At 71.5% G+C, this 17,383-nt stretch carries 14 protein-coding genes; 5 read left to right on the forward strand and 9 right to left on the reverse strand.

Annotation, left to right across the window (positions count from 1 at the left end):
* Positions 1-77: 77 nt before the first annotated feature.
* Both ACWD5D_RS19025 and ACWD5D_RS19030 read right to left on the reverse strand, forming a co-directional pair.
* Positions 78-938, reverse strand: coding sequence for a carbohydrate ABC transporter permease (locus tag ACWD5D_RS19025; protein WP_451373967.1), 861 nt, complete (start codon positions 936-938; stop codon positions 78-80).
* Positions 939-1,029: 91 nt separating this feature from the next.
* A complete protein-coding gene (locus tag ACWD5D_RS19030; RefSeq protein WP_451373861.1) occupies positions 1,030-1,989 on the reverse strand; it encodes an ABC transporter permease in 960 nt (319 codons plus the stop codon).
* Positions 1,990-2,247: 258 nt separating this feature from the next.
* On the opposite strand from ACWD5D_RS19030, the gene ACWD5D_RS19035 reads away from it, so the two are divergent.
* The 5 genes from ACWD5D_RS19035 (at position 2,248) to ACWD5D_RS19055 (ending at position 10,706) form a co-directional block, all read left to right on the forward strand.
* A complete protein-coding gene (locus ACWD5D_RS19035) occupies positions 2,248-3,318 on the forward strand; it encodes a hydroxyacid dehydrogenase (RefSeq protein WP_451373862.1) in 1,071 nt (356 codons plus the stop codon).
* 110 nt (positions 3,319-3,428) lie between these two features.
* The gene (locus ACWD5D_RS19040) at positions 3,429-4,556 is read left to right on the forward strand and encodes a LacI family DNA-binding transcriptional regulator (protein ID WP_451373968.1); all 1,128 of its coding nucleotides are present in this window, start codon (positions 3,429-3,431) and stop codon (positions 4,554-4,556) included.
* A 432-nt stretch (positions 4,557-4,988) separates the two neighbouring features.
* On the forward strand, positions 4,989-6,317 hold the full coding sequence (locus tag ACWD5D_RS19045) for a M60 family metallopeptidase (RefSeq protein WP_451373863.1): 1,329 nt from the start codon (positions 4,989-4,991) through the stop codon (positions 6,315-6,317).
* Positions 6,318-6,338: 21 nt separating this feature from the next.
* The gene (locus tag ACWD5D_RS19050; protein WP_451373864.1) at positions 6,339-8,735 is read left to right on the forward strand and encodes a polysaccharide lyase 8 family protein; all 2,397 of its coding nucleotides are present in this window, start codon (positions 6,339-6,341) and stop codon (positions 8,733-8,735) included.
* A gap of 66 nt (positions 8,736-8,801) precedes the next feature.
* A complete protein-coding gene (locus tag ACWD5D_RS19055) occupies positions 8,802-10,706 on the forward strand; it encodes a DUF2264 domain-containing protein (RefSeq protein WP_451373865.1) in 1,905 nt (634 codons plus the stop codon).
* Between the two features lie 112 nt (positions 10,707-10,818).
* Here the strand turns inward: ACWD5D_RS19055 and ACWD5D_RS19060 are convergent, their stop codons facing one another.
* The 7 genes from ACWD5D_RS19060 to ACWD5D_RS19090 form a co-directional block, all read right to left on the reverse strand.
* Positions 10,819-11,904 carry an S-(hydroxymethyl)mycothiol dehydrogenase gene (locus ACWD5D_RS19060; RefSeq protein ID WP_451373866.1) on the reverse strand — a complete coding sequence of 362 codons (1,086 nt, stop codon included), beginning with the start codon at positions 11,902-11,904 and terminating at the stop codon, positions 10,819-10,821.
* Between the two features lie 89 nt (positions 11,905-11,993).
* The gene (locus ACWD5D_RS19065) at positions 11,994-13,130 is read right to left on the reverse strand and encodes an FAD-dependent oxidoreductase (protein WP_451373867.1); all 1,137 of its coding nucleotides are present in this window, start codon (positions 13,128-13,130) and stop codon (positions 11,994-11,996) included.
* 39 nt (positions 13,131-13,169) lie between these two features.
* Positions 13,170-14,147 (reverse strand): PDR/VanB family oxidoreductase, encoded by a 978-nt coding sequence (locus ACWD5D_RS19070; RefSeq protein ID WP_451373868.1) that lies wholly within the window; start codon positions 14,145-14,147, stop codon positions 13,170-13,172.
* Complete coding sequence (locus ACWD5D_RS19075; protein ID WP_451373869.1) at positions 14,144-14,626, reverse strand: hypothetical protein; 483 nt, start codon at positions 14,624-14,626, stop codon at positions 14,144-14,146. Before ACWD5D_RS19075 ends, ACWD5D_RS19070 begins: the two co-directional genes overlap by 4 nt.
* 76 nt (positions 14,627-14,702) lie before the next feature.
* Positions 14,703-15,509, reverse strand: a complete 807-nt coding sequence (locus tag ACWD5D_RS19080; protein ID WP_451373870.1) for an amino acid ABC transporter ATP-binding protein — start codon at positions 15,507-15,509, stop codon at positions 14,703-14,705.
* A complete protein-coding gene (locus ACWD5D_RS19085) occupies positions 15,506-16,456 on the reverse strand; it encodes an amino acid ABC transporter permease (protein ID WP_451373871.1) in 951 nt (316 codons plus the stop codon). The genes ACWD5D_RS19080 and ACWD5D_RS19085 overlap by 4 nt, the downstream gene beginning before the upstream one ends.
* Position 16,457: 1 nt before the next feature.
* On the reverse strand, positions 16,458-17,381 hold the full coding sequence (locus tag ACWD5D_RS19090; RefSeq protein ID WP_451373872.1) for an ABC transporter substrate-binding protein: 924 nt from the start codon (positions 17,379-17,381) through the stop codon (positions 16,458-16,460).
* Between the last annotated feature and the right edge of the window lie 2 nt (positions 17,382-17,383).

The following is a 17,383-nucleotide window of genomic DNA, read 5'->3' on the forward strand; positions in this document are numbered from 1 at the left end:
CTCCTCAACACGAGGGGACACGGGGGACGTCGTGGGGGGTTCGTGGGCGCCGAGGCGGCTGCCGGGTCTGGGCGGGGTCAGCCCTTGACGGCTCCGGTGAGTACGCCCTTGGTGAAGTACCGCTGCAGGAAGGGGTAGACGAGCAGGATCGGCACCACCGCGATCACCAGGACCGCCATCTGTACGGCTTGCTGCGGGGCCACCGACTCCCCGGCCGCGCCGGAGTCGAGGGCCTGCCCCTGCAAGATGAACGTGCGCAGCACCATCGGCAGCGGCCACTTGTCGTTGTCGCCGAGGTAGAGCAGCGCGTTGAAGTACGCGTTCCAGTACGCGACGGCGTAGAAGAGTCCGACGACGGCGATGACCGCCTTGGACAGGGGCAGCACGACGCGGATCAGGGTGCGGAAGTCGCCGGCGCCGTCCACCTTCGCGGCGTCGTAGAGCTCCTCGGGCAGGTTCATGAAGAAGGCCCGCATCACGACGAGGTTGAAGGCGCTGACCATGGTGGGCAGCACGAGCGCCGCGAAAGTGTTGTAGAGGCCGAGCTCCTTGACCAGCAGGAAGTTGGGGATGACACCCGCGTTGAACAGCATCGTGAACAGGGCCGTCATGAGGATGAAGCGGCCGCCGACGATGTCGCGCCGCGAGAGCCCGTACGCCATGCCGATGGTGGCGAGGAGACTGCAGACGGTGCCGATGACGGTGACTGCGATGCTCACGAGCAACGCGCGGGTCACGCGGCCGCCGGTGAACGCGGTGCGGTAGGCGTCCAGGCTGGGGTGGTCGGGCCACAGGACCAGCCCGTTCGAGCGGATGATGTCGCTCTGGGAGGCGAGGCTCGTGCCGATGACGCCGAGCAGCGGGTACGCGACCAGGCCGACGACCACGACGAGGGCGAGGCCCTTGAGGACGAGGCCGAGCCGGGTGGGCTTCTCCATCCACGGGGGCCGGGCGCCGGAGGGGCGCAGTTCCCCGGGAGCCGGCAAGGGGGCGGGCCGCGTGCGGCGGCGCGTCTTCATTGCGGACGTCTCAACGGTCAGCACCGCGGTACACCCCTTCATGACCGAGCCGGTGGGCGAACTTGTTGGCGCCGATGACGAGGACGGTGCCGATCACGGCCTTCACCAGCCCGACGGCCGCCGCGGTGCCCCACTGGTTGTCCCTGATGCCGTGGAAGTAGACGTAGGTGTCGAGGACTTCACCGGCGCCGGGTCCCACGGCGTCGCGCTGGAGCAGGATCTGCTCGAAGCCGACGGTGAGGATGTTCCCGAGGTTGAGGATGAGCAGCAGGACCAGGACCGGTGACAGGCCGGGCAGGGTGACATGCCAGAAGCGGCGCCAGCGGGCCGCGCCGTCCATGGCCGCCGCCTCGTACAGGCCGCGGTCGATGGAGAGCAGGGCGGCGAGGACGATGATGGTGCCCCAGCCGGCGTCTTTCCACATGACCTGGAGGGCGAGCAGCCAGGGGAAGGCGTTCGGGTCCGTCGTCATGTCGTAGCGCGGCAGACCGAGCGACTCCAGCAGGTCGGGCACGACGCCCGCACCGCCCAGGATCTGCTGGAAGATCGACACGATGATGACCCAGCCGATGAAGTGCGGCAGGTAGACGACGCTTTGTACGAAGCGGCGCAGCTTGTCGCTGACGATGCTGTTGAGCAGCAGGGCGAGGCCGATCGGCACGGGGAAGAACAGGACCAGCTGGACGAGGGCGATCTTCAGCGTGTTGCCCGTCGCCGACCAGAAGTCGGGGTCGGCGAAGGCGGTGGTGAAGTTCGTGAAGCCGGTCCAGGCACTGTGCATGTAGCCCAGGTAGGGCTGGTAGTCCTGGAACGCCACCGTGTAGCCGAGCAGCGGCACGTAGTGGAAGAGCACGAAGTACAGGAACCCCGGCAGGCACAGCAGCAACATCACTTTGTCGCGCTTGAGGCGCTGCCAGAGGGACTTACGGGGTGTGCGGGGTGCGGCCACGGGTGGCGCGGGAGCAGTCATGAGGCGGTCCTGTTCGGCCGGGCGGCGCAGGAACTGTGTTTCTGCGGCGGCAAGTTAGTAAGCGGTTACCGCTGCCGTCAATAGATCCGGTTCAACGTCTCCGCGGCATCTCGCCTCGTGTCGCCCCACACGGCCAGCCAATTACCGGATGAAACAGGTAAGTTGTCACCTCTGTCGCTCTGCTGACCTTGACGATCGTGCCGCAATCTCCTTAGCGTTCCGTCCCGTCATAGAACACGCTTACTGTCCGGAGGCAGGGTGCGTACCACTGACGAGGCGTCGGTCGCTGCCGGTGCCGCCGACGCCACACCGTCCTCGCGGCGGCCCCGCACGGTTCTCGCGATGGACGCGTCGGTCGTCGACGACGTCTTCCCGCCCGCGGTGCGCGCCCGCCTCGAGGAGGCCGCGGACATCCGGCCGCCGGGCGTCGTGCGGGAGTTCACCAGCCCCGAGGCGCGCGCGGCGCTCGCCGAGTGCGAGGTGCTGCTCACCGGGTGGGGCTGCCCGCCCATCGGCACGGAGGTGCTCGACCGGGCACCGCGGCTGCGCGCGGTGATCCACGCGGCCGGCACCGTGAAGACGTTCCTGAGCCGGGACGCGTACGCTCGCGGCATCACGGTGTCCTCGGCGGCCGCGGCCAACGCGGTGCCGGTCGCCGAGTTCACGCTCGCCGCGATCATCCTCGGCGCGAAGCGGGCCTTCCCGCTCTCCCGCCTCTACCGTGCCCGGCGCACCCATCGCACCGACGCCGACCTGGACCGGCACGTGTGGATCGGCACGCGCGGCATCACGGTCGGCGTGGTCGGCGCCTCACGCATCGGCCGCCTCGTCATACAACTTCTGCGCACCTTGGACGCCGAGGTGCTGCTGTACGACCCGTACGTCGGCGACGCCGAGGCCGAGCTGCTCGGCGCGACCCGCACCGACCTCGACACCCTGGTCGCGACCAGCGACGTGGTGACGTTGCACGCGCCGGCCACTCCCGAGACCCGGCACCTGCTGGACGCGCGCCGGCTGGACCTGATGCGCCCGGGCACCCTGCTCGTGAACACCGCACGCGGTCCGCTCGTCGACACCCAGGCGCTCGTCCCACACCTGGTCAGCGGCCGGATCGACGCCGTGCTCGACGTCACCGACCCGGAGCCGCTGCCGCCCGGACACCCCGTCTGGGATCTGCCCAACGTCTTCCTGACCCCGCACATGGCGGGCGCCCAGGGCAACGAGGTGGCGCGGCTCGGCGCCCTCGCCGTCGACGAGCTCGCCCGGTACGCGCGCGGGGTGCCACTCGAGCATCCGGTCCTTCTGGAGGACCTGGAGCGCATCGCATGAGCGGGGCGGGGCCGCACGTCATAGGCTCGGGCCCGGCCGGACGGGAGCACGGCGCACGGCCGGGCGGGGTGGAGCACGCGGAACAGCGCGATCAACAGGGGGTGGGGCGGATGTCCCGGCAGGGTTCCACAGCGGGCGGCGCAGGCGGGGGCGGGCAGCGCCGTGCCACCGTCGTGGACGTGGCCCGGCGCGCGGGCGTCTCGACGGCGACCGTGTCCCGCGTGATGAACCGCAACTATCCGGTGGCCGGGGCGACGCGCGAGCGCGTCGAGTCGGCCATGCGGGAGCTCGGGTACGTGGTGAACGCGCATGCCCGTGCGCTGGCCGGAGCCTCCAACCGCACCGTCGGCATCATCGTGAGCGAGCTGATCGACCCGTTCTACGCGTACATCGCGCGCGGCGTCGAACGCGCGGCCAGCGAGGACGGCCGGCTCTGCCTGGTCTGCTGCCACCAGGGCGACCCGCAGCGCGAGCTCGCCTTCATCGAGCTGATGCACGAGCGGCGCGCCGACGCGGTGGTGTTGGTCGGCGGCAGCGTCGAGGACCGCGCGTACAAGGCCGAGCTGGCCCGGCGCGCCCGGGAGCTGGACGCCGGCGGTTCGAAGCTGGTGCTGTGCGGGCGGCCCTCGCTGGGCGAGAACGTGCCGACCGTCGGCGTCGAGTACGACAACGAGGGCGGCGCCTTCGCCATCACCGACCATCTGATCGCGCAGGGCCACGAGCGGATCCTCTGTCTGGGCGGTCCGCCCGGCCTGTCGACGGCCCGGGACCGGCTCGCCGGGCACCGCCGCGCCCTGGAGCTGCGTGGGATCCCCCGGGATCCGCGCCTCGAACAGCCGGGGGCCTTCAGCCGCGCCTTCGGGTACCGGCGGATGGCCGAACTGCTGCGGGACGGGCCTGAGTTCACCGCGGTGTTCGCGGGGAACGACATCGTGGCGGCCGGCGCGGCCCAGGCCCTGGAGGAGGCCGGCGTGCGTATCCCCCAGGACATGTCGCTGGTCGGCTACGACGACATCCCGGTCGCCCAGGAGCTGCGGCCGCGGCTGACCACGGTCCGGATCCCGCTGGAGGAGATGGGCCGGCAGGCTGTACGGGTGGCGCTGAGCGGCGGCGACGAGGACGACTGGCGGGCCCCGACGACCGGCACGCTGCGGCTCGGCACGCACGTCGTGGTGCGGGAGTCGGTGGCCTCGCCGCGCGGCGGGGCCGCGGGAGGCACACGGCCGCGCCAGGGCTGAACCGACCGCCCACGCGCGGCCTCTGTGCTTGTTTCTGCTCGGATCAGCGTCGATGCGCATAGTAACGAACAGAAAATCGGCGGACCCTCTTGCGGCCGCATAGCAAACGCTTACATGCTGACGCGCAGTCCCACCGCTCGTCCCGCCCCTGGCTCTGACGTCGCCCGTCCTCATGGGAGTCCCCGGATGCGCCCTGCCCACAAGCCTGTTGCCGTCCCCGCTGCCCCCGCGCCTCGCGTGCCGCGGGCCACGACCTGACCGGCTTCCTCGCCTGCACCTGGGCGATGCCGATCGACGCGCAGGGCCTCGCGGAGATCGCCGCTCTGAACCTCCCGCGGCCGACCACGGACCCGAGCACGCTGACCGTCTGACGTCGTCACGCGCCGACTCGCCCTCAGCACAGTACGGATCACCTCAAGGAGACGACACCTCATGCGCACCCCCGCATCCCCGTCCCGCCGTACCGTCCTCAGCTCTGTCGCCGTCGCCGGCGCCGCACTCGCCGTCGGCGGCCTGGCCGCGGGCTCCGCCCGGGCCGCCGACGGTTCCACCGTGCCGCTCGTCGCCCGCCCGTCCGCCGAGACCGAGCGGCTCCGGCTGGGCAAGGCGCTGCGCGCCTCCGAGTTCCAGGCCACGGGCCGCTACGTACCCGCGGCCACCGCGCTCCGGCTCGACGTGCTGCCCTACGACGGCCTCGTGCCGACGCTGTGGATCGGGCAGTGGGACTACTACGGGAAGGTCACCGAGCCGCGCGGCTATCCGCTCAAGCCCGGCGCGAACACGGTGACCGACCCGCACGGCGGCCCCCTCTACCTCACCCTCGAAGGCCGGGGCGAGCGCGCCGCCGTCATGTTCAAGACCGGGTCGGTGCCCATGCCCGTCTTCGCCCTGGGCCGCACCCAGGAGGCCGACTACCAGCGGCAGTTGGACACGTACACCGACGTGCCGGTCGTCGAGCTGCACGGCCCGCGCTCCATCGTGACGCTCACCCGGGACGGCGCCCTGCAGTACCGGGGCGAGGACCACGCCGCGCTGTTGCGGCTCATCGAGCAGATCATCGAAGCCGAGTCCGACATCAGCGGCCTCGACAGCTCCAAGCCGGTGCACCGGCCCAAGGCCGGCGGCTACCACTTCACCGAGGTGTCGGTGGTGCCGTCCGGCGTCGGGGCGTACGCGACACACGGATACAACGGCTTCCCGCGGGCCTATCTCGACCGGGCGACCACCGTGCAGGGCCTGCTCACCCGCGGCTGGGGGCTGTACCACGAACTCGGCCATCTCCACCAGCAGATGGCGTACAAGCCGACCGGGCTGACCGAGGTCACCGTCAACATCTACTCGCTGGCCGTGCAGCGCGCCCTGGGGCAGCCGTCGAACCTGTTGACCGTCGACCCCAAGACCGGGCTCACCTACTTCCAGTCGGCCCAGGCCAAGTTCGGTACGGCGGGACTCGCGTACGAGAGGTCCTTCGGCGCGTACGAGAAGCTCGTGCCGCTGCGCCAGTTGGAGCTCGCGTTCGGCGACGACTTCTGGCCGCGGCTGCACAAGCTGGTCCGCGAGGAGAGCCCGCAGTCGGACTACACCGAGACCGCCAAGCGGTACCGGGCGCTCGCCACCTACGCGAGCCGTGTCGCCGAGCACGACCTGACCGACTTCTTCGTCACCACCTGGGCCTTCCCCATCGACGCCCAGGGCCGTGCCGAGCTGGCCGCGCTGAACCTGCCGAAGCCGTCGGTCGACCCGGCGACGCTGACCGACTGACCCCAAGAGAGACGACCGACCATGGAACTGAGCAGACGCCAGACCCTCGCGCTCGCCGGAGCGGGCGCCGCCACCGCCTTCATCCCGCTCACCGGCGGCTCCGCCACGGCCGCGGCGGCGGCCGACGATCCGTACGAGCCGTTGCTCGCACGGGCCGCGCAGCAGCTGACCGGCGGCGCCTTCGACCCTGCCGACCCGGACTTCGCCGCCGCGCTGACCGCCCTCGACACCCAGGCCGCCGACTGGTGGAGCAAGCTCGACACCTCCGCCGGCCGCAAGGCGCTGTGGGCCGACCTGTCCCCCGCCACCGACTCCGGCATGTTCGGCCAGAGCTACACGCGACTGCGCACCGTGGCGACGGCGTGGGCCACCCCGGGCACCTCGCTCACCGGTGACGCGGCCGTGCGCGACGGGCTGCTCGACGCGCTGCGCTTCCTCAACACCGTCGGGTACAACCCGTCCCGCGGCGAGTCCGGCAACTGGTGGTTCTGGGAGATCGGCGCGCCCCGCGCGCTCATGGACACGTGCGTGCTGCTGCGCGCACAGCTCCCGGCCGAGGACCTGGACGCGTACGTGAGGACGGTGGCCCGGTTCGTTCCCGACGCGGACCGGCGCACCAACTCCCCGAGCCTTTCGGAGACCGGCGCCAACCGGGCCGACAAGGCCGTCATCGTCGCCCTGCGTGGCCTGCTCGCCCGCGACCCGGCCACGCTCGTCAAGGCCCGCGACGCCCTGTCCGACGTACGCGACAACGGCAAGAACAGCCTGTTCACGTACGTCACTTCCGGGGACGGCTTCTACCGTGACGGCTCCTTCGTGCAGCACTCCTACGTGGCGTACACCGGCACCTACGGCAGTGTGCTGCTCGGCGGTGCGGGCCAGCTGATCGCGCTGCTTTCCGGCTCCGACTGGGCCGTCACCGACCCGTCGGTCGACATCCTCTACGAGGCCGTCGAGCGGAGCTTCGGGCCCGTCCTCTTCGACGGGCTGATGATGGACGCGGTGCGTGGCCGCGCCGTCTCCCGGGAGCGCGCCCGGGACCACACGGACGGCGCGGTGACCGTCTCGTACATCCTCCAGCTCGCGGACGGCGCGCCGCCGTCCTACGCGGACCGCTGGCGGGCGGCGGCCAAGGGATGGATTCTGCGCAACCAGGAGACGCCGTACGCCGGGCTCGTCGGGATCCCCGCGCTGGCCCGTGCCAAGGCCCTCCTCGACGACCCGGACGTGCGCCCCGCCGACCGGCTGACCGGGCATTTCGTGCTCGCCGACATGGACCGCGTCGTACACCGGCGCCCGTCCTGGGCCTGCGCCCTGTCGCTGTCGTCGAAACGCATCGCCGCGTACGAGGCGGGCAACGGCGAGAACCTGCACGGCTGGTACACCGGCGACGGCATGACCTACATGTACGACGGCGACGACCTGGACGCCTTCGGCGACTCCTTCTGGCCGACCGTCGACCCGTACCGGCTGCCGGGCACGACCGTCGACACCCGGCCGCGGACCGATCTCGGGACCGGCGGCGGGACCAGCACCTTCCGCCCGAAGAACGCGGTCGCGGGCGGGGCCGCGCTCGACGGCCGGTACGGCGCGGCCGCGATGGAGCTGATCGCGGACGGGTCCACGCTGCGCGCCAAGAAGGCGTGGTTCCTCCTCGACAACGCCGTGGTCGCGCTCGGCGCCGGCATCACGGCGAGCGACGGCCGGACCGTCGAGACGATCGTGGAGAACCGCAACCTGCACGCCGACGGGGCGCCCCGGCTCACCGTCGACGGTCGCCCGCAGCCCACGGACCAGGGCTGGACGGCCCAGCTCGACGACGCTCCCTGGGCGCATCTGGAGGGCACGGGCGGCTACGTCTTCCCGGCCGGCGGCCCGCTGCGCGCCCTGCGCGAGGAGCGCACCGGCACCTGGCGCTCCCTCAACACCGGCGCGGACACCGCCGGGAGCACCACTGCCGTCACCCGCCGCTACGCAACCCTCTGGTTCGACCACGGTTCCTCCCCCGATTCCGCTTCCTACTCCTATGTCCTGCTGCCCGGCGCGACCGAGGCGGCCACGCTCGCCTGGTCCCGCTCCCGCCCCGTGCGGGTGCTGGCGAACACCGCGGACGTGCAGGCCGTCGCCTCACCCCGGCTCGGTCTCATCGCGGCGCACTTCTGGGCGGCGGGCACTGTCGACGGGCTGTCCGCCGACGGGCCCGGCACCGTCCTGCTGTCGCGGCGCGACGAGGGCATCACGGTCGCGGTCGCCGATCCGGGCCGCACCACGACGACCCTGACCGTCGAACTCCCTTTCCCCGTCCGCGAGGTGGTCGCCACCGACGACACCGTGACCGTCATCCCCGGGCGCCGGCCCGTGATCTCCGTCCGCGTGGGCGGATCACACGGCCATACGCACACCGCCCGGCTGCGCTGATCCCGCGGCCGCGCCCCGACCCGATCTCCGCCGTCCGCCGTCCGCCGAAGGAGCCAGCGAACCGCCATGCCCGCCCCGTACTTCTCCCTGCCGCCCACCGACCGCGTCCGCTCCCCGCTGACCGGCTGGACCCGGGCCCACTGGGAGGCACTGGCCGACCGTCAGCTGGCAGCCCTGCTGCCGTACGCGACAGCGGGCTTCGCCCAGTACCGGCTGCCGGGGAGGACCAGTTGGTCCGGGGTCGTCTCGGACGGGCTCGAAGGGTTCGCTCGGACATTTCTGCTGGCCTCCTTCCGGATCGCGGGGGCGGGCGGCACCGACGAGCCGGGCTCGTCCGTCGTCTCCCACTTGATCGAAAGGTACACGGAGGGTCTGACAACGGGCACGGACCGTGACGGCACGGAGGCCTGGCCCGCCCTCACCGACTGCTCCCAGCAGATGGTGGAGGCCGCGTCCATCGCGATCGGCCTGCACGAGACCCGCCCCTGGATCTGGGACCGGCTCGACCCCCGGGTCCAGGAGCGGGTCGTCGACTGGTTCTCCGGCTTCGTCGGCGGCCGCACCTGGGACAACAACTGGCGCCTCTTCCAGGTGGTCTCCGAACAGTTCCTGGCCTCCGTCGGCGCCCCGTACAGCCAGGACGACATCGACGGCGGACTCGACCGGATCGAGGACTGGTACGTCGGCGACGGCTGGTACACCGACGGCGACGGCCGCAACTTCGACTACTACATCGGCTGGGCCCTGCACCTGTACCCGCTGCTGTGGGCACGGATGGCGGGCCCGGACGGCGACGGCGGACGCGCCAAGATCTACAAAGAGCGGCTGTCCGCGTTCCTCACCACGTATCCGCAGTTCTTCGGCGCCGACGGGGCGCCCGTCCACCAAGGGCGCTCGCTCACCTACCGGTTCGCGGCGACCGCGCCCGTGTGGATGGGCGCGCTCACCGACTGCTCACCGCTGGCCCCCGGCCTGACCCGGCGGCTGGCCTCCGGGACCGCCCGGCACTTCGTCGAGCGCGGGGTGCCCGACGAGCGGGGACTGCTGCCGCTCGGCTGGTACGACACCTTCCTGCCCGCCACCCAGCCGTATTCCGGGCCCGCTTCCCCGTACTGGGCGAGCAAGGGCTTCCTGGGGCTGCTGCTGCCGGCCGATCACCCGGTTTGGACGGAACGCGAAGTCCCGCTGCCCGTCGAGGAGTCCACGCAGTACACGGCGCTGCCCGCCCCCGGCTGGCTGCTGCACGGCACCCCTCACGACGGCATCGTCCGCCTCGTCAACCACGGCAGCGACCACAACCCGCCCGACGGACCCGCCGCCGACGATCCGCACTACGCCAAGCTCGCCTACTCCACCGCCACCGCCCCCGAGTCCGCACCGCACGCCTGGGCGCGCACCGTCGACAACCACCTGGCGCTGCTCGCTCCCGACGGCACACTGTCGCGCCGGCGCCGCATCCACCCGCTGACCTGCGAGGGACAGCGCGCCTCGTCCCGTCATGACGCACAACTCCCGGGACACGACGAAGAGTTCCCGATCGAGTCGGTCAGTGTGCTGCACGGCCCCTGGGAGCTGCGGGTGCACCGGGTGCAGGCCCCGGCCGGTGTCACCGTGCGCGAGGGCGGTCACGCCGTCGCCGACACCGACCGCCCGCACGGGGAGCGGGGTCCCGGCTGGGCGCTCGTCCGCACGGCGTCGGGTCTGACGAGCGCCGTCGTCGCCCTGTACGGCTGGGACGAGGAGACGGGCGTCGCCCATGAGGTCGAGGCCAACGCCTTCGGCCCGCGCTCGGCGACCCCGTACCTGCGCGCTCACAACCACCCGGGCGGGGCGAGCGTGCACGTGAGCCTGGTGGCGCTGACCCGCGACAGCGTGCACCCGCGGGCGCTGCGCGCTTCGCTCGCGTGCGTGGTGGACGGGGACAGCCGGGTGCGCGTCACGTTCCCGGACGGCGAGGTCGTGACCGTGTAGGCGCCGCGCGTCACACGCCCGCACCCGGTGACCAGGCGGTCGATGCGCACCTTCGCAGCGGGCGATCCTGGCACCACCGCCACCGCCATCGCCATCGCCACCGCCACCGCCGTCACAGCACCACCACCGAGCGGAGCACCTCGCCGCGGTGCATCTTGGCGAACGCCTCCTCGATGTCCTCCAGCCCGATGGTCTCGGACACAAACGCGTCCAGGTCCAGCCGCCCCTGCCGGTACAGGTCGATGAGCATGGGGAAGTCACGGGAGGGCAGGCAGTCGCCGTACCAGCTGGACTTCAGCGCCCCGCCGCGGCCGAAGACGTCCAGCAGGGGCAGCTCCAGCTTCATCTCCGGGGTGGGCACGCCCACCAGGACGACCGTGCCGGCCAGGTCGCGGGCGTAGAAGGCCTGGGCGTAGGTCTCCGGGCGGCCCACCGCGTCGATGACGACGTCCGCGCCGTGTCCGTCGGTCAGCTCCTGGACGGCCTTGACCACGTCCGTCTCACGGCCGTTGACGGTGTGGGTGGCCCCCAGGGTGCGGGCCTGGGCCAGTTTCCGCTCGTCCAGGTCCACCGCGATGATCTTCGCGGCGCCGGCCAGGCAGGCCCCGGCGATCGCCGCGCCGCCGACCCCGCCGCAGCCGATGACTGCCACACTGTCGCCGCGCAGGACAGACCCGGTGTTGATCGCCGCGCCCAGCCCGGCCATCACGCCGCAGCCCAGCAGCCCGGCCGCGGCCGGGGAGGCCGCCGGGTCGACCTTCGTGCACTGCCCGGCCGCGACGAGGGTCTTCTCGGCGAACGCGCCGATGCCCAGGGCCGGGGAGAGCTCGGTGCCGTCGATCAGCGTCATCTTCTGTCGCGCGTTGTGGGTGTCGAAGCAGTACCAGGGCCGGCCGCGCCGGCAGGCCCGGCACGTGCCGCACACCGCCCGCCAGTTGAGGATCACGAAGTCACCGGGCGTGACCTCGGTGACGCCTTCGCCGATCGACTCCACGACGCCGGCGGCCTCGTGTCCGAGGAGGAAGGGGAATTCGTCGGTGATTCCGCCTTGGCGGTAGTGCAGGTCGGTGTGACACACACCGCACGCCTGGATCTTCACCACCGCCTCGCCCGGGCCGGGATCCGGGATCACGATGGTGTCCACTCGCACCGGCTCGCCCTTGCCGTGAGCCACCACGCCTTGTACCTGCTGGGCCATGACTGAGGTCCTTTCGTGTCCAGGTTGTGCGGTCCGCGTGCCCGGTCGACCGGGTCCGTCGGGACAGGGACCGTCCTTGTGGATGATTCCTAGTCGCCGGCCTTGGGCCTTGACCCGGTTCCGCTGACAGGTGCGAGCCGGAAGCGGGGGTGCGGGTCGGTGGTGCCGTCCGCGAGGTCGGCGAGCATGCGGCCCAGCAGGGGCGTGAACTTGAAGCCGTGTCCGGAGCAGGCCGTGCCGACGACCAGCGGGCCCACCCGGTCCAGCAGGAAGTCCTCGTCGGCGGTGTTGGTGTAGAGGCATGTCGTCTCGGTGGTGACGGCAGGTTCGAGGCCGGGCAGCCGTTCGGCCGCGAACGCCAGGACCCGGCGGCGGGCGGCCGGGTCCACGACGCCGTCCCGTGTCTCGGGGTCCACGACCCGTCCGCCGAGGTGTTCGGCGACCTTGACTCCCTCATCGGCCGTGGGCATGCCGTAGATGATGCCGCCGTCCTCGTCCTGGAAGCTGAAGGCCGGCCAGGCGGCGTCGGGGTCGCGTTGCGGCAGGTGGAAGACCTGTTCTTGGGTGACCGTCAGCTCCGGCAGGGTGATGAGGCCGGCGAGGAGGCGGCTCGTCCACGGGCCGACGGTGACGACCGCGACGGGGGCGGTGAACATGCCCGCGGGTGTGTGGGCACGGACGCCGTCCGCGTGGGTTTCCAGCGCGGTCACCGGTGTGTGGTGCAGGACGTGGCAGCCGGAGCGGGCGGCAAGGCGCTGGAGTGCCGGGAGCGTTGCGTCCGGGTCGACGCGGGCGGCGTCCGGGTGGAACAGCACGTCACCCGGCAGGCCGAGTTGCGGCCAGCGCGACCGCGCCTCCTTCTCGGTGAGGAGTTCGAAGGCGGCTCCCTCGCTGGTCAGTGCGGCGGCGGCCTGCTCCAGACGCTGGGGGCGTCCGCCGTCCACGGCGCCGACGGTGGAGATCAGGCTGCTTTCGCTGTCGGCCTCGAGCCGGTGCCACATGTCCAGGGCTTCGGTGGCCATCCGCGCGTACAGCGGGTCGGTGTAGGTCAGCCGCAGCAGCCGCGATCTGCCGTGCGAGCTGCCGGCCCGGTGGCCGGGTGCGAACCGTTCCAGGAGGCAGACGCGGCGGCCGCGTGCCGCCAGCTGCCAGGCGGTGGCGGAGCCGGCGGCTCCGCCACCGACGACGAGGACGTCGTAGTGGTGGTCGTGGTCGGATGTGTGCATGGGGAGTGCCTTTCGTGAGGTCGCTGTGGCTGCCCGCGCCTACAGGTCCAGAACGAGGCGGGGGCAGCGGGCGCGGCCGACGCAGATCATCATGGTGTCGTTCGCGGCCCGCTCCTGCGGGGACAGGAGGCTGTCCCGGTGGTCGGGGATCCCTTCGACGACCTTCGTCTCGCAGGTCCCGCAGATGCCTTCGCGGCAGGAGTTCAGGGCGCTGATGCCGTGTTCCTCCAGTGCCTGGAGGATCGTGCTGCCCGTCGGCACGGTGATGCTCCGTCCGGTGCGGCGGAGCACCAGCTCGAAGGGCTGGTCGTCGTCGGCCGTGGGCGGGGGCGGCTTCGCCGTGAACCGTTCCAGGTGCAAGGTTCCGGGAGGCCAGTCCGCGCAGCGGTGTTCGAGGGCGCCGAGCAGGGCTTCCGGGCCGCACGCGTAGACCAGGGTCCGCTCCCGCGGCGCTCCGACGAAGGCGTCGAGGTCGAGGAGCCCGTACTCGTCCTGGGGACGGATCAGCACACGGTCGCCGTGGCTCGCGAGGTCCGGCAGGAACGCCATGCCCGACCGGGTGCGGCCCCCGTAGAGCAGGGACCAGTCCGCCCCGGCGGCCTCGGCATTGGTGATCATGGTCAGGATCGGGGTGATGCCGATGCCTCCGGCGACGAACAGGTAGCGCGGTGACGCGACCAGCGGGAAGCGGTTGCGTGGGCCCGTGACGTCGAGGATGTCGCCGGGGCGCAGGGTGTCGTGGACGGCCCGGGAGCCGCCGCGCGAGGCCGGCTCACGCAGGACGGAGACCCGCCAGGTCGAGCGGTCGGCGGGCGAGCCGTTCAGGGAGTACTGGCGGACGTGTCCGCCCGGCAGGTGCAGGTCCAGGTGCGCGCCTGGTGCCCAGGTGGGCAGGTCGGTGCCGTCGGGGTGGCGCAGATACACCGACAGCACGCCCTCCGCCTCCCACGTGAGCGCGGTCACCCGCAGGGTCAACCGCTGTTCCGCGCCGGGCTCTTGTGCAGGGGATTCGCTCACGGCACCCACCCCAGCGTCCCTCCTCCTGTGGCGCTGAGACGGACCATGGCGACCCTGGAGGCCGCTCCGTCCGGCCTTCGTACCGTCACGCGCAACGGATCGTCACCGGCCAGCACCAGCGCGTCCGCCTCGGAGAGCAGGTGGCGGTCCTCCAGGAGTACGCGGCCACCGCAGGCGATGAGGACGACGAGTTCCTCCTCCTTGCGATGCACGACCGCGGTGCTGCTGGGGTCGACGACGTCGACCGCGGTGACGACCGTGGCGGGGTCGGCGGCGACTTCCAGGATCGTCCCGCCGGGGACTTCCGTCGCGATCCGGTGTACGGGGAGACCGGGGGCGTCCGTCTGCGTTCGGCCGTGGGTGAGCAGACGCACCTGCCATTGCCACGGTTCGCGCCGTGGTGTGTCCGGCGAGGCGGCGACCTCCCTGCAGTGGTCGCCCAGGGGCCGGTGGGCGTTGGCCCGGAGCAGCAGCCTCATGACCGTACCTCCTCTTCTCCTCTGCCCTGCGCCGTCGTCGGGTCGTGGTGGGTGTGCGCCGGATGCTGCCGGGCGTTCATCGGACCGCCGCCAAGAACGCCCGGGTGCGCGGGTGCCGGGGGTCGGTGACGACCTGCTCGGCCGGGCCCGTCTCCACCGCCTGGCCGGCGTCGAAGAAGACGACGCGGTCGGCGACCTCGCGTGCGAAGCCCATCTCATGGGTGACGACGACCATGGTCATGCCGGAGCGGGCGAGGTTGCGCATCACCGTGAGTACGTCGCCGACGAGTTCGGGGTCCAGGGCCGAGGTCGGCTCGTCGAAGAGCATCAGTTTGGGCCGCATGCACAGTGCGCGGGCGATCGCGACGCGCTGCTGCTGGCCGCCGGACAGGTGGCGGGGGTAGGCGTGGGCCTTGTCCTCCAGGCCCACCTGCCGCAGCAGGCCCCGGGCTCGTTCGGTGGTCTCGTCCTTGCTTTCCCGCAGCGCGCGCAGGGGTGCCTCGACGAGGTTCTGGAGGACCGTCATGTGCGGAAACAGGTTGAAGTGCTGGAAGACCATGCCGATCTCCGTGCGCTGCCTGCAGATCTCGCCGTCGCTCAGTTCGTGCAGTCGGCTGCCGCGCCGCTTGTACCCGACGACCTGTCCGTCCACCCACATTCTGCCGCCGTCGATGGCCTCCAGGTGGTTGATGCAGCGCAGGAAGGTGCTCTTGCCCGATCCGGAGGGGCCGATGAGGCAGACGACCTCACCGGGGGCCACCTCCAGGTCGACGCCTTTGAGTACTTCCAGTTGGCCGAAGCGTTTGCGAACCCTCTCGGCCCGCACCATGGGCATCGCGCAGTCCGGTCCGCGGCCGGATATGCGGGGCGCGGTGTCTGTCATGAGGCGGCCCTCCCGGTGGCCATCGGGGCGTGGGTGCGCAGCAGGCGTCGCAGTTGCTGCAGCGGGGTGGGCGGCTGAGTGCGTTCACCGCGGGAGAACCGTCGCTCGAGATAGAACTGACCGGTCGTCAGGACAGTGGTGACGACCATGTACCAGATGCTGGCGACGATCAGCAGGGGGATGGTCTGGAAGTTGCGCGAGTAGAGGATCTGCGCGGAGTAGAGCAGGTCGGGCACGGCCAGCACGCTCACCAGGGCGGTGGTCTTCAGCATGCCGATCGTCTCGTTGCCGGTCGGCGGGACGATCACCCGCATGGCCTGAGGGAGGATCACCCGGCGCATGGTCTGCGCCTTGGTCAGCCCGAGGGCTCCGGCCGCCTCGGCCTGGCCGTGGTCGACGGACTGGATGCCCGCTCGCACGATCTCGGACATGTAGGCGGCCTCGTTCAGCCCCAGTCCCAGCACGGCCGCGAACATCGGAGTGATGATCTGGTTGGCGTCCAGCGCCACACCGGGGATGCCGAAGGTGAGCTTCGGGTACAGGGCGGCCAGGTTGTACCAGAACAGCAGTTGCACGAGGACCGGGGTGCCGCGGAAGAAGGAGACGTAGAGGAACGCCGCCGACCGTACGACGGGGTTCACGGAGAGGCGCATGATGGCGAGGGCGATGCCCAGCACGATGCCGATGGCCATGCAGACCGCGGTGAGTTCCAGGGTGACAGCGAGTCCGGCGCCGATGGACACGTCCCGCAGGTACGCGTCCACCACGTCCCAGCCGAAGCGGGGGTTGGTGAAGACCGAGCGGAGGGTCGCTGCGCCGAGGAGCAGCAGCAGTGTCGCGGTCACCCAGCGGCCGGGGTGGCGCTTGGGTACGACGGTGAGGCCGTCGGACGGGTCCTGGCCGGCCCCGCCGAGCCGGCCCGCGACGGGTGTGATGGGTACGGCCACGTCAACTCCCGTTCGCGGTGCCGGGGATGCGCGAGGCATCGGGGATGTCCCACTTCTTCATCAGCGCGTCCATGGTGCCGTCGACGAGCAGGGCCTTCACGGCCGCCTTCAGCGCCGGCCGCAGCGGTGACCCCTTGAGGACCGCGAGGCCGTAGGGTTCGGGCGAGTACGGCGGGCCCGGGACGAGTTCGAACTTGCCGTCCGACGCCTTCGCCTGGATGGCGAGTGGCACCGTGTCGGCCATGACCGCGTCGACGCGACCACTGACGACGGCGAGGTTGGCGCCGTCCTGCGACGGGAACAGGTCGATGCCCACCGGTTTCCTGCCGGCCGCGGTGCACTTCTTCGAGATCTCCGGGAGGAGTGTGAGCCCCTGCTCGGAGCCCTTCTGTGCGGAGAGCGAATGCCCGCACAGGGACAGCGGCTTCATCGCAAGGCCCTGCGGGTTGCCGGCCGGGACGGCGATTCCGGTCCCGCCCTGGACGTAGGTGACGAAGTCGACGGTTCTCGAGCGCTCCGGTGTGATGGAGAAGGCGGAGGCTCCGACGTCGTACTTCCTGGCGGCGAGTCCCGGCAGGATGCTGTCGAAGCCGGCGTTGACGTGCCTGACCTCGAGGCCGAGCCGGGCGCCGACCGCCTCGGTGACGTCGACATCGAAGCCGATCATGGTCTTGTTGTCGGTGTCGAAGTACTCGAAGGGCCGGTAGGAGGCGTCGCTCGCCACCGTGAGCACCCCCTTGCCCTTCACCTCGGCGGGGAGCAGAGCGGCGGCCGCCGGGTCGGTCCGCACGGCGGGTCGTGCGGACCCGCTCGCCCCCGTCGGTGCCGCCACACCGTCGGACGCGTGGGTGCAGCTCGTGGCGAGGGCCGCCGCAAGGATCAGCGGGCCGACCGCGCGCAGGGTGGACAGGATCGCAGCGCGCATGG

The organism is Streptomyces sp. NPDC002520 (genome assembly GCF_053595235.1).